Origin of the sequence: Desulforamulus putei DSM 12395, assembly GCF_900129195.1 — a bacterium.
Classification (GTDB): domain Bacteria; phylum Bacillota; class Desulfotomaculia; order Desulfotomaculales; family Desulfotomaculaceae; genus Desulfotomaculum; species Desulfotomaculum putei.
The window spans coordinates 1-22,630 of the sequence record NZ_FQUY01000012.1; the positions used below are offsets into that span (position 1 = coordinate 1).

12 protein-coding genes, 5 tRNA genes, 1 rRNA gene and 1 other annotated feature are annotated in these 22,630 nt (G+C 53.5%); of the genes, 16 read left to right on the forward strand and 2 right to left on the reverse strand.

Annotated elements, in window-relative coordinates; translation table 11 throughout:
* The first annotated feature begins 228 nt into the window (after positions 1 to 228).
* The 16 genes from rrf to BUB67_RS09015 all read left to right on the forward strand — a co-directional run bounded on the left by rrf (position 229) and on the right by BUB67_RS09015 (position 19,429).
* A 5S ribosomal RNA gene (rrf, locus tag BUB67_RS08940) occupies positions 229 to 345 on the forward strand.
* 100 nt (positions 346 to 445) lie between these two features.
* Positions 446 to 1,267, forward strand: coding sequence for an RMD1 family protein (locus BUB67_RS08945; protein ID WP_073238983.1), 822 nt, complete (start codon positions 446 to 448; stop codon positions 1,265 to 1,267).
* Between the two features lie 90 nt (positions 1,268 to 1,357).
* Positions 1,358 to 2,605: an HD-GYP domain-containing protein gene (locus BUB67_RS08950; protein ID WP_073238986.1), complete on the forward strand. Its 1,248-nt coding sequence runs from the start codon at positions 1,358 to 1,360 to the stop codon at positions 2,603 to 2,605.
* A gap of 142 nt (positions 2,606 to 2,747) precedes the next feature.
* Positions 2,748 to 3,632, forward strand: coding sequence for a pyridoxal 5'-phosphate synthase lyase subunit PdxS (gene pdxS, locus BUB67_RS08955; RefSeq protein WP_073238989.1), 885 nt, complete (start codon positions 2,748 to 2,750; stop codon positions 3,630 to 3,632).
* A 9-nt stretch (positions 3,633 to 3,641) separates the two neighbouring features.
* Complete coding sequence (gene pdxT, locus BUB67_RS08960; protein ID WP_073238992.1) at positions 3,642 to 4,208, forward strand: pyridoxal 5'-phosphate synthase glutaminase subunit PdxT; 567 nt, start codon at positions 3,642 to 3,644, stop codon at positions 4,206 to 4,208.
* Between the two features lie 252 nt (positions 4,209 to 4,460).
* The gene (locus BUB67_RS08965) at positions 4,461 to 4,754 is read left to right on the forward strand and encodes a hypothetical protein (protein WP_073238994.1); all 294 of its coding nucleotides are present in this window, start codon (positions 4,461 to 4,463) and stop codon (positions 4,752 to 4,754) included.
* Between the two features lie 100 nt (positions 4,755 to 4,854).
* Positions 4,855 to 5,100: a binding site (T-box leader), on the forward strand.
* Positions 5,101 to 5,182: 82 nt separating this feature from the next.
* Complete coding sequence (locus tag BUB67_RS08970) at positions 5,183 to 6,340, forward strand: pyridoxal-phosphate-dependent aminotransferase family protein (RefSeq protein WP_073238996.1); 1,158 nt, start codon at positions 5,183 to 5,185, stop codon at positions 6,338 to 6,340.
* A complete protein-coding gene (serA, locus tag BUB67_RS08975) occupies positions 6,337 to 7,920 on the forward strand; it encodes a phosphoglycerate dehydrogenase (protein WP_073238998.1) in 1,584 nt (527 codons plus the stop codon). The genes BUB67_RS08970 and serA overlap by 4 nt, the downstream gene beginning before the upstream one ends.
* A 203-nt stretch (positions 7,921 to 8,123) precedes the next feature.
* Complete coding sequence (gene serS, locus BUB67_RS08980; RefSeq protein WP_073239000.1) at positions 8,124 to 9,398, forward strand: serine--tRNA ligase; 1,275 nt, start codon at positions 8,124 to 8,126, stop codon at positions 9,396 to 9,398.
* 106 nt (positions 9,399 to 9,504) lie between these two features.
* A tRNA-Ser gene (locus tag BUB67_RS08985) sits at positions 9,505 to 9,594 on the forward strand.
* A gap of 16 nt (positions 9,595 to 9,610) precedes the next feature.
* Positions 9,611 to 9,705 (forward strand) — tRNA-Ser (locus BUB67_RS08990).
* A gap of 247 nt (positions 9,706 to 9,952) precedes the next feature.
* Positions 9,953 to 10,029, forward strand: a tRNA-Arg gene (locus BUB67_RS08995).
* A 60-nt stretch (positions 10,030 to 10,089) separates the two neighbouring features.
* Positions 10,090 to 10,166: transfer RNA gene (locus BUB67_RS09000), tRNA-Arg, on the forward strand.
* A 28-nt stretch (positions 10,167 to 10,194) separates the two neighbouring features.
* Complete coding sequence (tadA, locus tag BUB67_RS09005) at positions 10,195 to 10,647, forward strand: tRNA adenosine(34) deaminase TadA (RefSeq protein WP_207647627.1); 453 nt, start codon at positions 10,195 to 10,197, stop codon at positions 10,645 to 10,647.
* Positions 10,648 to 10,650: 3 nt separating this feature from the next.
* Positions 10,651 to 10,744 (forward strand) — tRNA-Ser (locus BUB67_RS09010).
* A 492-nt stretch (positions 10,745 to 11,236) separates the two neighbouring features.
* Complete coding sequence (locus BUB67_RS09015) at positions 11,237 to 19,429, forward strand: glycoside hydrolase family 94 protein (protein ID WP_073239002.1); 8,193 nt, start codon at positions 11,237 to 11,239, stop codon at positions 19,427 to 19,429.
* A gap of 157 nt (positions 19,430 to 19,586) precedes the next feature.
* Here BUB67_RS09015 and pflA read toward each other — a convergent pair whose 3' ends face one another.
* Together pflA and pflB are read right to left on the reverse strand one after the other, a co-directional pair.
* Complete coding sequence (gene pflA / locus BUB67_RS09020; RefSeq protein WP_073239005.1) at positions 19,587 to 20,318, reverse strand: pyruvate formate-lyase-activating protein; 732 nt, start codon at positions 20,316 to 20,318, stop codon at positions 19,587 to 19,589.
* A 19-nt stretch (positions 20,319 to 20,337) separates the two neighbouring features.
* Positions 20,338 to 22,572, reverse strand: a complete 2,235-nt coding sequence (gene pflB, locus BUB67_RS09025; RefSeq protein ID WP_073239007.1) for a formate C-acetyltransferase — start codon at positions 22,570 to 22,572, stop codon at positions 20,338 to 20,340.
* Positions 22,573 to 22,630: the final 58 nt, after the last annotated feature.

Here is a 22,630-nt window from a genome sequence, read left to right on the forward strand (position 1 = left end):
AATGTGTTGAGCCGACTGGTACTAATCGATCGAGGTCTTGACCTGGAGCAGCCGTCAGCTGTCAGCCATCCGCTGTCAGCACGGTTAAAATATATACGACGATGTTACTTAAAGCTGTTCAGTTTTGAGGGAACACAAAAAGTTTGCTAAAGGGAAGACCAAAAAGCCAACGGCCAACGGCTAATGGCCAAAGGCCGACCCCAAAGAATTACCCAAAAGCATAAAATTTCTGGTGGCGATACCGGAGGGGGTACACCTGTTCCCATCCCGAACACAGCAGTTAAGCCCTCCAGGGCCGATGGTACTTGGGGCTCACGCCCCTGGGAGAGTAGGTCGCTGCCAGAGTAATTTTTAGCACCCGCAGTCAATGGATTGCGGGTGTTGTGTTTTTCTTGCAATAGATGGTAAATATAATAAGGGAATGTTTTTGCGAAGGGGATTGTTCATGCAATCAATGGAATTTTTGGCGGTTTCGGTGGCTCAGGAATTAAATTTAAATCTGATTGCCAGGCATTTTGGAATTGAAAAAAAATTTAAGTGGGAAGAAATTCTGATTCTTCAAGACAAGGATTTAAAGGGAATTCTGGAGAACCATTTCCACAAGACGGTCTACATGTTTCATTTTGGCTGTCTGGTGGCCGTTAATGCAACCCGGTATGATTTATCAGACCTATACAATTACCTTTGTAAAATTGAATCTGCTTTATGCCAAAACGTCAATCATTTAGAGTACTCTGATTCCTACCGTCTGGATATTAAAAGCGACCGGGAACTGGAAGTCCATAACAATTACATGATCGCTCCCAAATTACTGGATTACTACCCGCAAATCATTGCCATTGTCCTGGCCAGATCCGTTGCGTTAGATCGTATTGAAGATGATGTAGAAAGGGTTTCCGATGAAATTGAAAGGATCATTGAATATCTTGATAAAGGTAAACTAAACATTAATGATAACAGACTGGCCAAGTTATCGTCCAAGATCCTTCGCTATAAGTACAATACTATCTCCTATGTTATGGTCCTGGATAAGCCCGATATCACCTGGTATCGGGAAGGTGCGGAGGATTTGTTTCTCAAATTGACAGATCTTTTTGATATACAGGAAAGGTACGAGAATCTGAGACATAAAACGGAAAATATTATGGATATCACTGAGGTCTTTACCATTCTGGCCCACGCCAATAGGGGTACTAAACTTGAATGGATGATCATTATCTTAATCGCGCTGGAAATTATTATTTCGCTTTCGGAAAAAATCTTTTAGCAAGTGTTGGGATAGTATTTGTTAAAGGCAGGTATTGGGCATCAATTGGTTGAATTTAATGAAGACCAAAATATTCCACAGGAGTCGTTTATGGAACAGTTTATCACCAATTACTTTAAATTGTTAAGTTCACTGAGCCTTGCCATGGACTTTGGTTCTCATGGATTAATGAGACACCACCAGAGAGTTGCCTTGATTGCTTTGCAAATTGGCAAGTTATACGGTCTTGATCATCATCAATTAGAAAGGCTTTTTACTGCCGCTATCTTACATGATGCCGGTTCCAGTACCTGGGAAGAAAAGGGTCAGATTACTGAATATTTTACCACGGAAACGCTAAAACACTGCAAAAAAGGATATGTACTCTTTAAGGATCACCTCTTATTCAGATCTATTGCTGACATTATTCTTTGCCATCATGACCGCTGGGACGGATTGCGAAACCCGTCCGGACTCAAAGGGGAGCAAATACCGGTGGAGAGCCGGATTATTCACCTGGCAGACAGAATTGATGTTTTAGTACGGGATGACATATATATACTGGAGCAAAAGAAGCACATCTGCCGAATTATCAATGAAAAGAGCGAGGGATTTTTTGATCCAAAGTTGGTGGATGCCTTTAACGATCTCAGTGAAAGAGAATGTTTTTGGCTGGATCTTCATTCGGAATTCACGACAGACATACTGGCCCACCATTGCCCGGTGGCCACTAAAAAGCTGGGTTTGCCTGAGGTAACCGCTGTTGCAGAGATCATGTCAAAGGTTATTGACTTTAAAAGCTCCTTTACCAACAGGCATTCCGCAGGAGTCGCTAGGGTAGCTCACCTGCTGGCAAGGAAAGCCGGTTTTACAGAGGATCACTGCAATATTGTTAAAGTTGCAGGATTATTACATGACCTGGGCAAACTTAACATCCCGGATCAGATTCTGGATAAACCTGGTAAACTGACAGCCGATGAGTTTAATGTGATGAAGCGTCATACCTATTATACTTTTCACATTTTAAATATGATTGACGGTTTTGAAACCATCAATCATTACGCCTCTTGCCACCATGAAACCCTGAACGGCAGGGGATATCCCTTTAAGTTGGACGAAGCGGAACTAAAAACAGGCGCCAGAATTATGGCGGTGGCGGATATTTTTACGGCCCTCACCGAAGAAAGGCCCTACCGTAAACCAATGGAAAAAGAAATGGTTCTTAAGATATTACATAAACAAGTAAAATCAGGAGCTATTGACCCGGATTTAACCGCTCTTTTACTAACTGACTACCAAGAAGCATTTTTAGCCGGGCAAGGAGAATCTGTGAGAATAATGAACCCTCCACCGAGATAACCTGTTAAGGTGGAGGGATTTTTTGCGCAAAAAACATTATTATTTCAAATTTAAGAGAATTAAAGTAAAAACTTGTCAGGTGAGGTAGAATAAATTAAAATTAATTATCAGTGAGTAAAACATGATTTTGGAGGGAAATAACGTGGCTGAAAAGGGAACATGGACCGTTAAGAAAGGCCTGGCAGAAATGCTCAAGGGCGGCGTTATAATGGATGTTACTACACCTGAGCAGGCGAAGATTGCTGAAGAGGCCGGCGCCTGCGCAGTGATGGCGCTGGAAAGGGTTCCTGCGGACATTCGGGCTGCCGGCGGCGTAGCCAGAATGGCAGATCCCAATGTTATTTTGCGCATTATGGACGCCGTCACCATTCCGGTGATGGCCAAGGCGCGTATCGGTCATTTTGTCGAAGCTCAAATTTTAGAGGCTCTGGGTGTAGATTATATTGATGAAAGTGAAGTACTGACACCCGCGGATGAGGTATTTCATATCAATAAACATGAATTTAAGGTACCCTTTGTATGTGGCGCCAGAAACCTTGGGGAAGCCCTGCGCCGCATCGGCGAAGGCGCTGCCATGATCCGTACCAAAGGAGAACCCGGCACCGGCAATGTGGTAGAGGCCGTACGCCACATGAGACAGGTTATGAGCGAAATTCGCATGGTACAGCATATGCCCAAGGACGAATTGATGACGGCCGCCAAAGAAATGGGCGCTCCCTATGATCTGGTGGTGCAGGTTCATGAATTGGGACGGCTGCCGGTGGTTAACTTTGCAGCCGGCGGCATCGCCACCCCGGCAGATGCTGCATTGATGATGCAGCTTGGCTGCGACGGCATCTTTGTGGGTTCCGGTATTTTTAAATCCAAAGATCCCGTCGCCCGGGCCAAAGCCATTGTTGCCGCCACCACCCACTTCAATGACCCCAAAATTTTAGCGGAGATTTCCAAGGACCTTGGAGAAGCCATGCCAGGCATTGAAATTGCTACCATTGCCGCTGAGCACCGCATGCAAGAAAGAGGATGGTAGGGGGATAAAATGGTTATAGGGGTATTGGCATTACAGGGAGCCTTTATCGAACACCAGAAATCACTGGCTGCCTGTGGTGTAGAAAGTATTCAAGTCCGTAAACCGGAACAATTAGATGGTATTCAGGGTTTGATTATTCCCGGCGGGGAAAGCACCACCATGGGGAAACTAATGCACCGGTTTGATTTGTTTGAACCCATCAGGGAATTAGGGCGGCGGGGGGTGCCCATCTTCGGCACCTGTGCCGGGCTGATCATGCTGGCCAAAGAAATTGCAGGTTCTGACCAGCCCCGTTTGAGTTTAATGGATATCGAAGTGGAGAGAAATGCCTTCGGCAGACAGGTGGAAAGTTTTGAGACCGATCTCATGGTACCGGACCTGGGAGAGGAACCACTGCGGGCTGTCTTTATCCGGGCGCCTTATATTAAAAGTACGGGGAACAATGTTCGGGTGATGGCCACATTTGATGATAAAATCGTGCTGGCCCGCCAGGACAATTACCTGGTTGCGGCTTTTCACCCGGAATTAACCGATGATATCAGACTTCACCGGTATTTCTTAAACATGATTAAGTAAAAAAATAAGAGGCACAGGCCTCTTATTTTTTTATTCTTTTTTCCAAGACCCGGGCGGCAACACTTTGGGCTTGTACGAAGAAACAGGAAGGAAATAAATGGAAATCAATGCAAGACCAATAAATTATCCTGTTATTGAACCAGACAAGTTTTACTGGCATAAACAGGATTAAAATGGAATTATATGGAATTTAATAGACTATGGTACACTTAGATTGACGCTAACTTGGCGGCGTTCAGGAGGTGAACTGCTATGAAGTTTGTCAACCTGAACAAGCCGGGTAAGTGGCTCATTACGTTGGCGGTACTGTTTTCCTTTCTGTTTGGCACCCTGCTAGAGAACAGATTACAGATGGTGCAGAATTTTCAAAATGCCGTTGAAAACGTAAATGCAGTCATATTACCCGCGGGCAACAAAATTAAGGAAAGGTTTGATGCCTACTACAAAAAAGCAGAGAAAACCTACGATGCCTTTAAAATTGGGACAGCCATCAGTATGGCCATCATTTTAAGTTCACTGCCGAAGGCAAATAACAGGGGGCCGTAAAGAGGAGGGTAGAAGAAGGTCCATTAAAAATTTTTAACATATCCATTATTGACAAACAAAAGTCTCCTGTGTAAAATCAAGTACATGACAGAGGACATCGAGAAACCCTGAGAAGGGGAAAAGTAATTTAGACCTGTTCTTTCAGAGAGCCGGTGGGTGGTGCGAACCGGTAGAGGGTTTAAGTGAATTCCTCCCCGGAGGGGATCCGCCGAAACACAGCGAGATAGACATAAGAGCTGCACAGTAGGTGGATACGGGAAGACACCCGTTATAACAAATGAGTGGGTCAGAATTTTTTCTGGCCAACAAGGGTGGCAACGCGGGAGAATAACCTCTCGTCCCTAATGGACTGATCATCCGTTAGGGGCGGGAGGTTTTTTATATTTCCCCCCCGGCGGGTAAGAAACATTTTACTGGAGGGATTGTTCATGATGCAGGACAAAAAGTATCTCTTAATTCCGGGACCTACACCCATTCCCCCCCGGGTGGCTGAGGCCATGTCACGGCCCATCATCGGGCACCGCAGCGCCGAGTTTCAGGCTGTGATGGAACGGGTAACGGGCAAGCTGAAGAAAGTGTTCCAGACCGAAAACCATGTCTTTATCCAGGGCAGTTCCGGTACCGGTGCTCTGGAGGCCGCTGTGGCAAACCTGGTCAACCCCGGCGATAAGGTGCTGGCTTTATCCTGCGGTAAGTTTGGCGAGCGCTTTGCGGAACTGGCCAGGATTTACGGCGGCGAAGTAGATTTTGTGGATTTCGGTTGGGGTTATGATATTGACCTGGATGTGGTGAAGAAAAAGCTGGATGCCGATCCGGACATAAAAGTGGTGCTGGCCACCCAAAATGAAACCTCCACCGGCGTGCAAAATGACATTGAGGGCTTGGGCAAACTGGTGGCCCGGTATGATGCGGTACTGGCGGTAGACGCTGTTAGCGGCCTGGCTGCCATCGACTTAAAGACCGATGAATGGCATGTGGATGTGGTGGTCAGCGGTTCCCAAAAGGCCTTGATGCTGCCGCCGGGCCTGGCTTTCATCAGTGTCAGCGACAAAGCCTGGAGGAAGATAGAACAAAATACCTCTCCCAAATATTATTTCGATTTGTTAAAGGCCCGCAAATCCATAGCCAAGTGGAATACCGCCTATACCACCCCGGTTTCCATGGTTTACGGCCTGGAAGCCGCCCTGGACATGATCCTGGAAGAGGGTTTGGATAACGTTTTTGCCCGCCACAAACTGCTGGCCAAAGCCACCCGGGCCGCCGTGCAGGGCCTGGGGCTGGAGCTGCTGGCCCCGGATGAATGTGCATCCCAGGCCGTCACCGCGGTGCAGTCCCCCATGGTGGTGGATGCCGATACCCTGCGCAAGGTGCTGTTGAGAGACTACGGCGTAGCCTTTGCCGGTGGCCAGGACATCATGAAGGGCAAGATTTTCCGCATCGCCCACATGGGTTATGCCGATAAAATGGATGTGATCATTGCCATCGCCGCCCTGGAAATGGCCCTGGGCAAATGTGGATATAAGGCGGAATTGGGCGCCGGTGTCAGAGAAGCTCAAATGGTATTTGTAGGAGGAGAGCACGCATGATGAAAGTTTTGGTAATGGACGGAGTATCGGAACAGGGACTGGCGCCTTTACGCCAGCAACCGGATATTGAAGTGGTGATCGGGGAAAAAATGACTGAAGATCAACTGGTGGAAGTGATTGGCCAGTACGATGCGTTAATCGTCCGCAGCGCCACCAAGGTGACCGCCAGGGTGATTGAGGCAGCCCATAAATTAAAAGTTATCGGCCGGGCCGGTGTGGGGGTGGATAACATCGACCGCAACGCCGCCACCAACAAGGGTATTGTGGTAGTGAACGCCCCGGACGGCAACACCATTGCCGCCGCCGAGCACACCATGGCCATGATGCTGGCCCTGGCCCGCAAGGTGCCTGCGGCCTGCTGCAAGCTCAAGAACGGCTGCTGGGATAAAAAGGCCTTCCTGGGTGTAGAGTTAAGGGGCAAAACCCTGGGGATTATCGGTCTTGGCCGGATCGGTTCCGCCGTGGCCAAGCGGGCACAGGCCATGGAAATGCATATCATCGCCTACGATCCCTATATTTCCGAAGATCATGCCAGAAAGATGGCCGTCGAAATTGTGACTCTGCAAGAACTTTTCAAGCGGGCAGATTTCATCACTGTTCACATGCCCAAAACCAAAGAAACCTATCACATGATCAACAAAGAAGCCTTTGAACAAATGAAAGACGGCGTCCGTATCATCAACTGCGCCCGGGGCGGCATTGTGGACGAAGCTGCCCTGTATGAATACATGGTAAAGGGCAAAGTGGCGGGAGCTGCCTTGGACGTTTTTGAAACCGAGCCCTGCACCGACAGCCCGTTGCTGCAGCTGGAAAACTTTATCGCCACTCCCCACTTGGGCGCTTCCACCCAGGAAGCCCAGATCAACGTGGCGGTGGACGTGGCGGAGGAGATTGTGGCGGCCCTGCGGGGGGAACTGGTGAAAAATGCCGTCAACATGCCGTCCATGAGTCCTAAACTGCTGGCCAAAATCCGTCCCTTCCTGGACCTGGCCGAGAAACTGGGAACCTTCCAGGCCCAGATGCTAAACGGCCGCATCCAAAAGGTAGAGGTTATTTACAGCGGCGAGTTAGCTAAATACGATGTCAACCCCATTACCACAATTTTACTGAAGGGGTTACTGGACCCCATTCTTCAGGAAAACGTTAACTTTGTCAACGCCACACTGGTGGCCCGCAACCGGGGTATTACGGTTGTCCAAACCACCAAAGAAAACGGCGAAGACTATCATAATCTGATTACCGTTCACGTCTATACAGACAAAGGCAAGAGGCTGCTGGCGGGCACCCTGTTCCAAGGCAATGACCCGAGGATCGTCAATATTGACGGGTTCCGCATCAACGCCGCCACCACCGGGCACATGCTGGTGGTGCCGCACATCGACAAACCGGGTATCGTGGGCAAGGTCGGCACCATCGTCGGGGATAAAAACATCAACATCGGCGGCATGCAGGTGGGACGCGTCGAGCTGGGCGGCAAGGCCATTATGGTCATGATGGTGGACAACATTGTTCCCCAGGATGCCCTGGAAGAAATGACGAAGATCGATGGCGTGTTGGAAGTGAAAATGGTCAGCCTGTAAATTTAGAAGTGAGAGGTTAGAGGTTAGAGGTGAGACAGAACAGTGTCTCATCCTAACCTTTCACTTTTTTCTAGAGCTTTAACATTAGCCCGTTGTTTTACAAAGAGGTGGGGTTGTAGTATAATACAGAAGGAAATTTTTGCAGATTTCGGCAATATTACACCAGGGAACTTTATTTCCTGCCAAATTTGGGGGGCATATCGATGTTAGATATTAAATTTGTACGCAGCAATCCGGAACTGGTACTGGAGGGGCTGAGAAAACGGGGCTCCGACATTTCTTTGGATGAGTTTTTAAAACTGGACGCCGAACGCCGTGAGAAACTGGTGGTGGTGGAGCAATTAAAAAACACCCGTAACGTCGTTTCCCAGGAGATCGGCAAGCTGAAAAAAGCCGGCCAGGACGCCGAAGAAAAGCAACAAGAAATGCGCAGGGTGTCTCAGCAAATTAAGGATATGGATGATGAAATAAGAACCATTGAGGAAAGACTGCAAGAAATCCTGCTGTCTATTCCTAATATTCCTCACGAATCCGTGCCGGTGGGCAAGGATGATCAGGACAACCTGGAAGTCCGCCGCTGGGGGAAACCCCGGCAGTTTGACTTTACGCCCAAGCCCCACTGGGATCTGGGCGAAGCCCTGAACATTTTGGACTTTGAACGGGGCAGCAAAGTGACCGGGGCCAGGTTTTCTTTCTACAAGGGACTGGGGGCCCGCTTGGAGCGTGCCTTAATCAACTTTATGCTGGATTTACATACCCGGGAACACGGCTATACCGAAGTTTTCCCGCCCTTCATTGTAAATACCGACAGCATGGTGGGCACCGGCCAGCTGCCCAAATTTGCCGAGGATATGTTTAAGCTGGAAGGCTTGAACTATTACCTGATCCCCACCGCCGAGGTACCGGTGACCAACCTGTACCGGGAGGAAATCCTGCCCGGCGACAAACTGCCCATTTATCACTGCGCTTACAGCGCCTGCTTCCGGGCCGAAGCCGGCGCAGCCGGCCGTGATACCAGGGGCTTAATCCGCCAGCACCAGTTTAACAAAGTGGAACTGGTAAAATTCTGCAAACCCGAAGAATCCTTTGATGAACTGGAACGTTTAACGGAAAATGCCGAAAAGGTTCTGCAGGCGCTGGGCCTGCCCTACCGGGTAGTCCTGCTCTGCACCGGCGACATGGGCTTTTCCTCCGCCAAAACCTACGACATTGAGGTATGGCTGCCCAGTTACAACGCTTACAAGGAAATATCTTCCTGCAGCAACTTCCTTGACTTCCAGGCCAGACGCGCCAATATAAAGTACCGGCCGGCGCCAAAGGCCAAACCGGAATTTGTACACACCTTAAACGGTTCCGGCATTGCTGTGGGACGGGCCTTATCCGCCATCCTGGAAAACTACCAGGAAGCAGACGGCAGCATCACGGTGCCGCCGGTGCTTGTACCATATATGGGCGGTATTGAAAAGATTACCCTGTGAAACTATGAATAACTCTTAACAATTAAATTGACAACATGTTTTGCCTGTGTTATACTCTATCTTGCTTGGGGTTTCGAGCTGTTGGGGAGGAATCACCTCCGGGTTCGGAGGGATGTCCGAGCGGTTTAAGGAGGCGGTCTTGAAAACCGTTGAACTCTTACGGGTTCCGTGGGTTCGAATCCCACTCCCTCCGCCAGGTAAGATAGAACTACGGAGAGCTGGCCGAGTAGGCTGAAGGCGCTCGCCTGCTAAGCGAGTATACGGGCTTAAACCTGTATCGAGGGTTCGAATCCCTCGCTCTCCGCCATTATATAATGAACCGTTAGTATTAAGCTAACGGTTCTTTGCTTTTCATCACCTCAATGCTTATAAACACTTTATCCTCTGAAGATCTTAAACGGAACGCTTGCTGTCAGAGTGGGTAAAAATATAACAGGCGGCACATAATTACAGTTGATTTTTCTTTTCAACTTATTATATAATAGTTTTTGCGACAGGGATGACCACACTGGTCCGGAGTTTGTTTCTATCGCAGCTGTTTAGTAACACAATACGTGCCCGTAGCTCAATTGGATAGAGCATCTGACTACGGATCAGAAGGTTAGGGGTTCGAGTCCCTTCAGGCACGCCACTGTAAAAGTGTTGTTAGTTCTAAGTGAAAATTTGGAGCTAACAACTTCTTTATATATATGCGCCCGTAGCTCAGGCGGATAGAGCAGCGGTTTCCTAAACCGCGTGTCGGTGGTTCGAGTCCTCCCGGGCGCACCACTTTTTTTATTTTAAGGGGTTTTCACAGTTGTCACATGCTTTTTATATGCGTGAAGCGCTGTCAGAGGCCCGGCAAGCGGCTGCCAGGGGCGAAGTGCCCATTGGCGCCGTGGTGGTGGTTGAAGGAGAGATCGTAGGCCGGGGACACGATTTAAGAGAAAGTCTCTGCGACGCCTCCGCCCACGCCGAGATTCTTGCCATGCGCGAAGCGGCAAAGCGCCTGGGAGACTGGCGGTTAAACAACGCCACACTTTACGTCACGGTGGAACCCTGCGCCATGTGTGCCGGAGCCATTGTACAATTTCGGGTCAGGCGTTTGGTGTACGGCGCTCCCAATGCCAAGTCCGGCTCCGTTGATTCCATCCTTGATATCGTTCATCAAGCACGTTTTAACCACCGGGTGGAAGTGATCTCCGGCATCCTGGAAGACGAATGCCGGGAAATACTGCAGAAATTTTTTCGTGAATTAAGAAATAAATAATCCGGAGAGATGGCCGAGCTGGTCGAAGGCGCTCGACTCGAAATCGAGTAGGCCGTGATGAGCGGTCTCGTGGGTTCGAATCCCACTCTCTCCGCCAGATATTTATAAAGCAAGGGATTCTCGCTGTTAAAGGTGAGGATCTCTTTGCTTTTGGTTAGACTTTTGAAGCTGCAGCCGACGATGTGGCTGACGATGATCGCCATTGGGTCGCCTAAATAGATGCAAGTTGTAGAAAACATTAGTTCTTTAATGAATACGGGAAATTTGTATAAAAAAAGAAAAAGCCTGTATTTATCACCAAGAACGGCATTGCCCAAAGACATAATGCCGATATTGATTTTGCATCCGGAGTAGAGGGTACGACTTTTTATTTCAAATTTAGGACTAATAAATAGATTTCAATTCCGTATTACAGGGCTGTCATTGGCAGCCCTTGTTGTTTTTTGCAGGCGGATTTGAGCCGTCGCTGGGGTGGGCAAATCATATTTATAATTCATACCTTATTTGGGAATATTTTAAATGTTTCCGCTTTTATTGTGCTGCATGGCAATAAATTCCAAAATTTAATTTGTTTTGTCAAGGTGAACCTATGATTCTAAATACTGAACAACTGAGACAAAAAGCTCATGAACTGGCGCTGACACACGAACCTTACATGAGACGCCGGCCTGCCAGGCGCCTGTGGCGGGAGTTTTATGCAGACGTCCGCAATTTACGCGCCTTTATTCGCTCCCTGCGGGACAGCAGTACAAGTTGTTCCCAGCCTGCGGAAGAATGGCTGCTGGATCATGCCGAGTTTATCGAAGACCAGGTGTTGACGGTCCGGCAACAGCTTTCTCATGCCTTCCTGCGGGATTTGCCGATTCTGCACCAGACCGGCGATGCAAGGATCCTGTCTGTCTGTGCTGATTATCTCGAGCATGTGGATGGGAACCTGGACGAGGACTCCTTCGTTTCATACATCAATTTTTACCAGGAAGTATCGGTTTTAACCATTGCCGAGGCCTGGGCGGTGCCGCTTGTCCTGCGTATCGCTTTGATCCGGCGCCTGGCCGAAGTCATGGAAACGGTTCGCCAGCGCCGGGAGGTGTGTACGCTGGTGGAAGGGTTGCTGTCGCGCATCGGGCCGTCCAAGGTGAGCCCGGATGTGCTGAAGGCTGCCCTTGAGGAAGCGGGTCAAGAGATGCCGCTCTCCGGGCCGCTCATCGTCCAACTGGTCAGGCATCTGCGTGAATGGGCGGAGGATTCGGCAACCGTACAGGAGTGGCTGCTGTGCAAACTGGAAAACGGCCCTGACAGCCTTGACCAGATCGTCTCCTACGAGTATCAATTGCAGGCCGCCTATCAAGTGACGACAGGCAACCTCATTGGCAGCCTGCGCAAAGTTTCGCGCTGGGACTGGCGTGACCGGTTCGAGCAGATTTGCATAGTAGAGCAAACGCTGCGGCAAGAGAGCGCGGGGGTCTACCCGCTGCTTGATTTTACAAGCCGCGACCTGTTGCGGAAGCGCGTTGAACAATTGGCCCGCCGCCTGCGTGTACCGGAAAACCTGGTGGCGAAGCAAGCCGTCGAGCTGGCGGCGCAAGAACACCAGCAGGCCTGCGCAGAGTGGGCAGCAGCCGGCGAGGCCGCCGGCAGCGGGGCAGATCCCGCAGAACTGCCCCGCCGGGCCTTTGCTCCCTACTACCTGCTGGAGCCGGACGGTATCAAAAAACTGCGGCACGCCCTGCAAATGTGCGGTAAGCCCCGGCATTTACCGGAAATAGGACTTTTGCGCCGGGCCGCCGGCGCCTATTTCACCCTCCTGATAGGGTTGTTGGCAGCTTTCCTGGCGGCATTCGCCCTGTGGATCGGCAGGGGCGCCGGCATCACCGGGATTCAGTGGGCGCCGGTGCTGCTTGCACTGGCGCTGCCCGCCAGCGAGTGGGCCGTCACCGCGGCACACTGGCTCATCGAGTGCTGCAGGCCGCCGCGGCCGCTGTTGAGATACGATTTCTCCCGCGGCATTCCGCCGGAAGCCGCCACCATGGTGGTCATTCCGGTCATCTGGTCCACAGTCAAAGAGGTGCAGGAATTGGCGGACCGGCTGGAAATGCATTACCTGGCCAACCGCCACGCCAATCTCCACTTCGCTCTGCTGGGTGATCTTGTTGACGCCACTGCGGAAAGACTGCCGGAGGATGCTGCCGTCCTTGCCGCCGCCCGGGCCGCCATTGAGGAGTTAAACCGCAAGTACGCCCGGCCGGACGGCAGTACATTCCACCTTTTTCAGCGCCGCAGGTTGTGGAACCCGTCCCAGGGCGTATGGATGGGTTGGGAGCGCAAGCGGGGCGCCCTGGTGGAATTTGTGGAACTGCTGAAAGGGCGGACGGATACAACCTATGACCTGGTGGTGGGGGATACAACCATTCTGCCGCGTATCCGTTATATCATCACCCTTGACGCGGATACGCAGCTGCCCATGGGAAGCGCTTGGCGGATGATCGGCACCCTGCATCTGCCCTACAACCGGCCGCGGTTGAACCCTGCGGGAACACGGGTTATCGAAGGATACGGAGTACTGCAGCCGCGTATAGGCATCAGCCACGGGGCGGCCTTGCGTTCGCGCTTTGCATATTTATGGTCGGCGGATCCGGGTATTGATCCCTACGCCTTTGCCGTCTCCGACCCGTACCAGGACGGGTTGGGGCAGGGCATATTTACAGGTAAGGGTATCTTCGATGTTGGTTCATTTGCCCGGATCCTGTGTGAACGAATTCCGGAAAACCGGGTGCTCAGTCACGACCTGTTGGAAGGAGGTTTTTTGCGTACCGGTCTGCTGACGGACATCGAATTAATAGATGAGCACCCGTCCACCTTCAGCGCCTATCAAAAGAGAATGCACCGCTGGGTGCGAGGCGACTGGCAACTGCTCCCTTGGCTGTTGCGCCGGGTCCCCGACCGGCGGGGAAGGCTGTTGCCGGTTGATTTGTCCCCCCTCAGCCGCTGGCAGATGATTGACAACCTGCGGCGCAGTTTGCTGCCGCCGGTGTTGTTTGCGGTCCTGCTGCTTGGCCTTACCGTTCTGCCCGGTTCCCCCGGGCGCTGGTTTGCCGTTGTTTTCGCTACATTGTTTTTGCCGTTGCTCCGCCAACTGGCGGCCCTTCGGCGGACCATTTGGCGACCGCGCAGCATACTGGCCACAGTGGGTCAAGTTCTGGTCACCCTTATGACGCTGCCCTTTCAAAGCGTGCTGCTGCTTGACGCCATTGCCAGAACTCTCTATCGGTTACTGGTGTCCAAACGTCATTTGTTGGAATGGGTCAGCGCTGCCGAAGTTGAACGACGCAACCGGGGCGGGCGCTATCCTGCGCTGCTGGGTATGTACGGGGGTTACGCCCTGGTGTTCCTCTTTGGGTTGGCCGCGGCCGGCAGCGGCCCGGCGTTGCAGGGGACAGGCCTGGTACTTTGTGCTGTATGGGCCGCTGCCCCCCTTGCGGTGCGCTGGTTGGACCGGCCTGTGCAGCAGGCCGAACAGCCGCTTACGGCGGATGAAGAGGCAGAACTGCGAAGGTTGGCGGGACAGATCTGGGCATTTTTCGAGGACTACGTTACGGAAACAGATCACTGGCTGCCCCCGGATAACCTTCAAATGGACCCGCCCAACGGCATTGCGCACCGTACTTCGCCCACCAACATCGGGCTTTATCTTGCCTGTGTGCTGGCCGCCCGGGATTTCGGGTTTATCGATACGCCCGGCTTCATTGAGCGTTTGGAACGCACCGTCAGTACCGTTGAGCGCCTGGACAAATGGAACGGCCATCTCTACAACTGGTATGATACGGTGACCCTCGAACCACTGCCTCCCCTGTATGTGTCAACGGTGGATTCCGGCAACCTGGTGGGCTGTTTGATGACGGTCAAAGAAGGGTTGGCGGAGTGGCTGGAGCAGGACAGCCAGGGGGACCGGCAGCCGGGCTCCGAGCCGTATCGGGAGGATTGGCCGGCACGGGGGCAAAAGCTGATAGCCCGCCTGGAGGCGCTGATTAACGAAACAGACTTTCGCCCCCTTTACGATCAAAAGACGAACTTGTTCAACCTGGGCTACCACGCCGCCCTGCGCGAACGTGATCAGATCCTCTATGACCTGCTGGCATCAGAGGCCCGGCTGGCAAGCTTTATTGCCATCGCACTCGGTCACGTGCCTGTGGCGCACTGGCATGCACTGGGGCGGACAATGACCAGGGTTGGGCGGCGGGTCACCCTGCTGTCGTGGTCCGGGACAATGTTTGAATATTTGATGCCCTGGCTGTTTATGCGTACCTACCGGAATACCCTCTGGGACAGCACTTACCGTGCGGTTGTCAGCCGGCAAATCCAGTACGCCCGTGGGCGGGGGGTCCCCTTCGGGATCTCTGAATCCGGCTACTACGCCTTTGATTACCAGATGAACTATCAATACAGGGCCTTTGGTGTGCCCGGCCTCGGATTTAAGCGCGGTCTCGAACAAGATTTGGTTGTGGCGCCCTACGCCACAATCCTTGCTTTACCCTTTGCCAGGGGCGAGGGGCTGACGGACTTGCGCAAAATGGAGGAGCTGGGCGCCCGTGGAAAATACGGCTACTACGAAGCCATCGATTTTACCTCCCAGCGGCTGCCAAAGGACCGGACCAGCATGGTCATCCGCAGTTTTATGGCCCATCATCAGGGGATGAGCCTGCTGGCCCTGGCCAACTTGCTATTGCCAAAGAAAATATACGAGCGTTTTCACCGTGACAAGCGGGTACGGGCGGTGGAACTGCTGCTGCAGGAACGTATTCCCGCGCGGCCTAAAATTATTAAACATCCCGCCTTGGCCTATGTGCCCCTGCCGGATGCCGGGCCCGCAGAGACCGGCGCGCTGCGTGAATACCTCTCTGCGGATACGCCGACCCCCGAGGTGTGTATCCTTTCCAACGGGGCCTTGATGACCATGGTCACCAACAGCGGCAGCGGCTTCAGCCGGTATCAGGGGCTGGCTGTCACCCGTTGGAGAGAGGACCCGGTGCTGGACAATTGGGGCAGTTACCTGTATATCCGTGACGTCACCCGGGATGTGGTATGGTCGCCCACCTTCCAACCCTGCCGCGTCCCGTCTTCTGAACAACGGGTACAATTCTCCCTTGACCGGGCTGTCTTTATGCGGGTGTACGGGGATATACAGACCAGCCTGGAAATATGCGTGTCTCCGGAATGGCATGCGGAAGTCCGCCGGTTGACTCTTACCAACGCCGGCGATGAAGAGCGGATTATCGAAATCACGACGTTTCTGGAGCCGGTCCTGGCGCCTCCCATGGCTGACGAGGCGCACCCGGCCTTCAGCAAATTATTCATTCATACCGAGTATGCAGAGGAGGCCCGGTGCCTGCTGGCCCGGCGAAGACCCCGCCAGGAAGACGAGAAACCGCTATGGGTAGCCCATTCGCTGCTGGTCATGGGACAAAGCATTGGACCGGTGGAATACGAGACCGACCGGGCCGCTTTTATTGGCCGGGGCCATAACCTCTCTTTGCCCCAGGGAATCCGTTCCCGCCTGCGCGGTACGGTGGGCTCGGTGGCTGACCCCGCCCTGATCATGCGGCGGCGATTGAGCATCCGGCCCGGCGAACAAGTGCAGCTTTACGCTGTCACTGCTGTGGCAGACACGAAGGAAGAGGCCATCGACATTGTCAGCCGTTTTTCGGGGGACCTGGTGGTGGAACGGACCTTTCAACTGGCCTGGAACCGCAGTCAAATCGAACTCCGGCATCTGCACATGACTGCCGCCGAGGCCATGGACTGGCAAACCTTTGCCGGCCAGGTGTTGTATACGCCGCCGCTGCGGCAGGAGCGGCAAAAAAGTATTGCTGCCAACAGAAAGGGGCAGTCCGGTCTCTGGGCCTACGGCATTTCCGGCGATATGCCGATGATCCTGGTGCGGATCAAAAACCGCGCCAATCTGCCCTTTGTGGTGAAAGTACTGACGGGGCACGAGTATTTACGCCGCTTGGGGTTGCTGTTCGACCTGGTCATTCTTAACGAATCGGCGGGGGGATACCAGCAGGATTTACAGGAGGCGTTGCGGCGGGCGGTGGAACAGGTTATACAGTGGCATGGCGCAGGGCCCGGCGGTGTCTTTATCCTAAATGACAATCAGCTGCCGGAGGAGGACCGGACACTGCTGTTGGCCACAGCCCGTGTTGCCCTGCGGGCAGACGGCCCCGGTTTCCAGGCGCAAACCAAACTGCCCCGGCGGCATACCGCCTGCCCGGCGCCCTTCATGCCCACAGCGCCCTTAAACAGGTTCGCTGCTCCGGCGCCGGCCAATATGCCCCTGCCGGTGTTCTTCAACGGTTGGGGAGGATTTTCACCGGATGGCCGGGAGTATCGGATGATGCTCAAAAACGGCAATCACCTGCCGGCGCCGTGGATTAATGTCATGGCCAACCCGCGCTTCGGCTGCCTTGTCTCCGAACTGGGCACCGGATACACCTGGTGGCGCAACAGCCGTGAGTGCAAATTGACCCCGTGGTCTAACGATCCGGTGCTGGACCCGCCCGGTGAAGTGTGTTATCTGAGGGACGAAGAGAGCGGCGAGCACTGGTCTGCCACCCGGTCCACCGCCCAGGCAGATCCGCCTTACACCGTTACGCACGGCCGGGGGTTCACATGTTTTCACCACGAGAGACACGGCATTGAGCAGGAAATGACCGTTTTTGTCCCGTTGGAGGACCCGGTCAAGGTGGTGCAACTGCGGTTGCAAAACAAAACCGCTGAGACGCGGCGCCTGTCCGCCACCTATTACACCGAATGGGTGCTGGGTGTACGGCGCCAGGCCAGTGCCCCTTTCATCATTACCGAGTGGGATGAAGCTGCCCGCATCATGCTGGCACGCAACAGATATCAGGAGGCTTTTCGGGATGCCAATGCTTTTTTAGGCGTTTATGTGCAGCCGGAACCTTCCGGAGAAAATGCCGGGGCGGCGGATTTGTCCTGGACGGCCGACCGCAACGAATTTCTTGGCCGTAACGGCACACCGGAAAGTCCCGCTGCCCTGGGACGGGAGCGCCTGTCAGGCACAACAGGGCCTCTGTATGACCCTTGCGGTGCGGTGCAGGCGAAGTTCACACTGGAGCCGGGAGCTGAGCGAACCGTCTACATTCTGCTGGGTTGCGAACATTCCCGGGACGCCGCGGTGCAACTGGCGCAGAAATACTGCCAGGCCTCTGTCTGCGACCAGGCCTTGCAGCTGGTTCGGGAATTCTGGGAGGGTGTTTTGGAGCAGGTGTCGGTTGCCACGCCATCGCCGGAGATGGATGTCCTGCTGAACGGCTGGCTGCTTTACCAGGCCCTGGGCTGCAGAATGTGGGCGCGATCCGCTTTTTACCAGGCGGGAGGCGCCTACGGCTTTCGGGATCAACTGCAGGATTCCCTGGCCCTCCTGCACACCCGTCCCGACTTTACCCGGGCGCAAATTTTGCTGCACGCCGCCCATCAATACGAGGAAGGCGACGTGCAGCACTGGTGGCATGAAGAGACCCGGCGGGGCATTCGCACGCACTTCTCCGACGACCTGCTCTGGCTGCCCTATGCCGTCGGGCGGTATGTGGAGCATACGGGGGACCACAGTATCCTGGACGAGACGGCGCCCTTTCTGCATAGTGAACCTTTGCGGGAGGGCGAACATGAACGGTACGAGCCGACCCAAATTTCTGACCGGAGCGGCACCGTTTTCGAGCACTGCCTGCGCGCCATCGACAGGGCTTTACAGCGCTTCGGCGAACACGGCCTGCCGCTGATCGGCATCGGCGACTGGAACGACGGTATGAGCCGTGTGGGCGCCGCAGGCCGCGGTGAGAGCGTGTGGCTGGGCTGGTTCCTCTGTGAAGTGCTGCACCGGTTCACCGAACTTTGCCGGCAGCGCGGCGATGTTGAGCGGGCGGCACGCTACCGGGCTGTAAGCAAACAATTGGCCTCCTCCCTTGATGAGCACGCCTGGGACGGGCAGTGGTACCGGCGGGCTTTCACCGACGCCGGGCAATGGCTGGGTTCTATTTACAATGAGGAATGCCGTATCGATGCCATCGCCCAGTCATGGTCGGTGATCTCCGGCGCGGCGCCGCCAGAGAAGGCGCAGCAGGCCATGCAGTCATTCGACCGTGAACTGGTGGACAGGGACCTCTCCGTGGCGCGCCTCTTGACACCGCCCTTTGACCGTACGGAGCCCAGTCCCGGTTACATTCAGGGCTATCCGCCCGGTATTCGAGAGAATGGGGCCCAGTATACCCATGGCGTCATCTGGAGCATTGTGGCCTGGTGCCGACTGGGCAACGGAGAGAAGGCCTTTGAGTTGTTTGATATGTTAAATCCTCTGAATCACACGCGCACGCCCAATGAAGTGCGGCGGTACGCCGGTGAGCCCTACGTCATGGCGGCGGACGTTTACACGGCGGAGCCCCACCGGGGACGGGCCGGCTGGACGTGGTACACTGGCGCTGCGGGATGGATGTATCAGGCAGGACTTGAGTGGATCCTCGGCCTGCGCCGCCGTGGCAAACGGCTGTACATTTGCCCGTGCATCCCTGGTGAATGGCCGGAGTTCTCCGTCAGCTACCGTTTTGGCAGCGCCCGCTACCTAATTTCGGTGAAAAACCCGTCGGGCAAGTCAAGCGGCGCCACCGCGTTGGAGGTTGACGGACGGCAAGTTGCCCTTAGGGAGCAAGAGGGGCCTTACGTTGCATTGTGCGACGACGGGCAGGTCCATCAGGTGGTCCTCACCTTGTAAATTGTCTTATATTTTAAAGCGCTCTACGGATGCCTGCAACTGCTTTAATTATAAACCTGCAAGATTTAAAAAACACCAACATAAAGTTACAAAAATATGAATATTAGCGTAAAAAACAGAGAGATTCCGGCCCGGCAGGGCGGAAACTCTCTGTTTTTTACGCCACAATATTTGTTTGGTTTTGCTGCAGCGCCCGGGCCATAACCTCCAGGGAGCTGCGGGAAGGCGGCTGCAGGTGTTCCAGCGTATAGGTGAGCCCCAACCTGTTCCACTTATGGATGCCTAGGGGGTGGTAGGGTAATAACTCGACTTTTTCCACCTGGCTGCCCAAGCTGCTCATAAGTTCCTTCAGTTTTTGTATATGCTGCGCCGAATCATTGATACCCGGCAAAACAACGTACCGGACCCAGATGGGGGTTTTTTCTTTCTTGATATAGTCCAGGGCGGCCAGGAACCGGTGCTCATGCCTGCCTGTCAGCCAGCGGTACTGGTCGTCCTGCACCGCCTTGACATCCAGGAGCAGCAGATCCGTATAGGGCAGCGCCCTTGCCAGGGCTGCCGGGTCAACCCAACCGGAGGTATCCACCGCCGTATGGATGCCTGCTTCTTTGCACCCCTGCAGGATTGCAGCGGCAAACTCCGGCTGTAAAAGAGGTTCCCCGCCGGACAGGGTGACACCGCCCCTGTCGTTAAAATAGGGTTTGAAACGGAGGACCATTTTTATCAGGGCAGAGGCCTCGACTTCCTGCCCCCCTGTTGTCTGCCAGGTATCCGGGTTGTGGCAGTAGCGGCAGCGCAGGGGACAACCCTGCAAGAAAATGACACAGCGCAGCCCCGGCCCGTCCACCGTGCCGCAGCTTTCAATGGAATGAATTCTTCCTGACACCATTTTCGTCCCCGCCTCCCCTCTAAAAACGTTCAAAGAAGGTTCTCTGCAGCACCTCCAGCTGGTGAGCCCGGGACAATTTGGTGAAATGGACGGCATAACCGGAAACCCTTACCGTTAACTGCGGGTAATTTTCCGGTTCCTCCATGGCCTTTTCCAGGGTTTGGCGGTCCAGGACATTGACGTTCAAGTGATGGGCCCGCTGGCCAAAGTACCCGTCCAGGATGCTTACCAAATTATTGACCCGGTCCTCGTGGCTCTTGCCAAGAGCCTTTGGAATAATGGAAAAAGTATTGCTGATACCGTCCAGGCAGGATGCATAGGGCAACTTGGCCACCGAATTTAAACTGGCTAGGGCGCCCTGGGTGTCCCTGCCGTGCATGGGATTGGCCCCGGGAGCAAAGGCTGCGCCCTTTGGCCGACCGTCGGGTGTGGCGCCGGTTTTCTTGCCGTACATTACATTGGAGGTAATGGTCAGTATAGACAACGTATGACGGGCATTCCGGTAGGCGGCATATTTTTGCAAGTTGTCATGGAAGCTTCGGACCAACTCAACGGCGATCTCATCCACCCGGTCGTCATCGTTACCGTACTTGGGAAATTCCCCTTCGATTTTAAAATCAACGGCAATCCCCTGCTGATTCCGAACGGGGTACACCCTGGCGTACTTCATGGCGCTGAAGGAATCTGCCACCACCGACAGCCCGGCAGCGCCAAAGGCCATCAGCCTTTCCACGGCGCTGTCGTGCAGCGCCATTTGTATTCTTTCGTAGGCGTATTTGTCATGCATATAGTGGATCACATTCATAGTGTTTACATAGAGTTTGCACAACCAGTCCTGCAGCTTGAGGTAATTCCTTTTTACTTTGTGATAATCCAGAATTTCATCCTCCAGCGGGGGGATGGCCGGGGCCAGTTGCTGGCCGGTCATCTCGTCCTTTCCCCCGTTGATGGCCAGCAGCAGCAGTTTGGCCAAATTGGCCCTGGCCCCGAAAAACTGCATTTGTTTGCCGATTTTCATGGCAGAGACGCAGCAGGCGATGCCGTAGTCGTCGCCGAAGGTTTCCCGCATCAAATCATCATTTTCATATTGAATGGAACTGGTCTGTATCGATATTTTGGCGCAAAAGTCTTTAAAGGGCCGGGGCAAATCCCCGGACCACAGTACCGTCAAATTGGGCTCGGGGGAGGGGCCCAGGTTGATTAAAGTTTGTAAAAAGCGATAGGAGTTTTTTGTTACCAGCGTTCTGCCGTCCAACCCCATGCCGCCGATGGCTTCAGTAATCCACAGGGGGTCGCCGGCAAACAATTGATCATATTCCGGTGTTCTGAGCTGCCGGGCTAAACGTAGTTTGATCACCAACTGATCAACCAGTTCCTGGGCTTCTGTTTCCGTCAGCGTTCCGGCCTGCATATCCCTTGTAATGTAAATATCCAGAAAGGTGCTGACCCGCCCCAGGGACATGGCGGCGCCGTTTTGTTCTTTGATAGCTCCCAGGTAGGCAAAATACAGCCACTGAAAGGCCTCCCGGGCATTGGCGGCCGGGCGGCCGATGTCAAAGCCGTAGGAAAGGGCCATTTCTTTTAATTCCTGCAAAGATTTAATTTGTTCCCGGATTTCTTCTCTCAGTTGAATGGTTTCCGGGGTCATGGCCAGGGAGGACAACCGGTCCAGATCCTGCTCTTTTTCCAATATCAGCCTGTCTGCGCCATACAGGGCTACTCTCCGGTAATCGCCGATGATTCTGCCCCTGCCGTAGGCGTCCGGCAGCCCGGTAATAATACCGAGACTTCTGGCCAGGCGCATTTCCCTGGTATAGGCATCAAAAACACCGTCATTGTGGGTCTTTTTATACTTAACAAAAAATGCTTCTAGCTGCCCGTCCAGGGTATAACCGTAGGCTTGGCAGGCCTGCCTGGCCATCCGCAGGCCGCCGAAGGGATTGACCGAACGCTCCAGGGGTTTTTCGGTTTGCAAGCCTACAATCATTTCCAATGATTTATCCACATAGCCGGGGCCAAAGGCCGTCATGCTGGTTGCGCGGGAGGTATCGATGCTCAGCACGCCGCCCTTTGCCCGTTCTTCTTTAAAAAGGCGGAGGCACTTTTGCCATAGTTTCTTTGTTTTTTCGGTTTCCCGGCAAAGGAATTCAGCTCCGCCGGTATAGGGCGTGTAGTTGTTTTGTATAAAATCCCGCACATCCACCTCCTGCTGCCACCTTTGCCCCTTAAAGCCGGCCCACTCCTGTCTCATCATGTTCCCACACTCCCTGTTGAAAAATAAATAACCGCCCGGGCCATCACACAATGGCAAA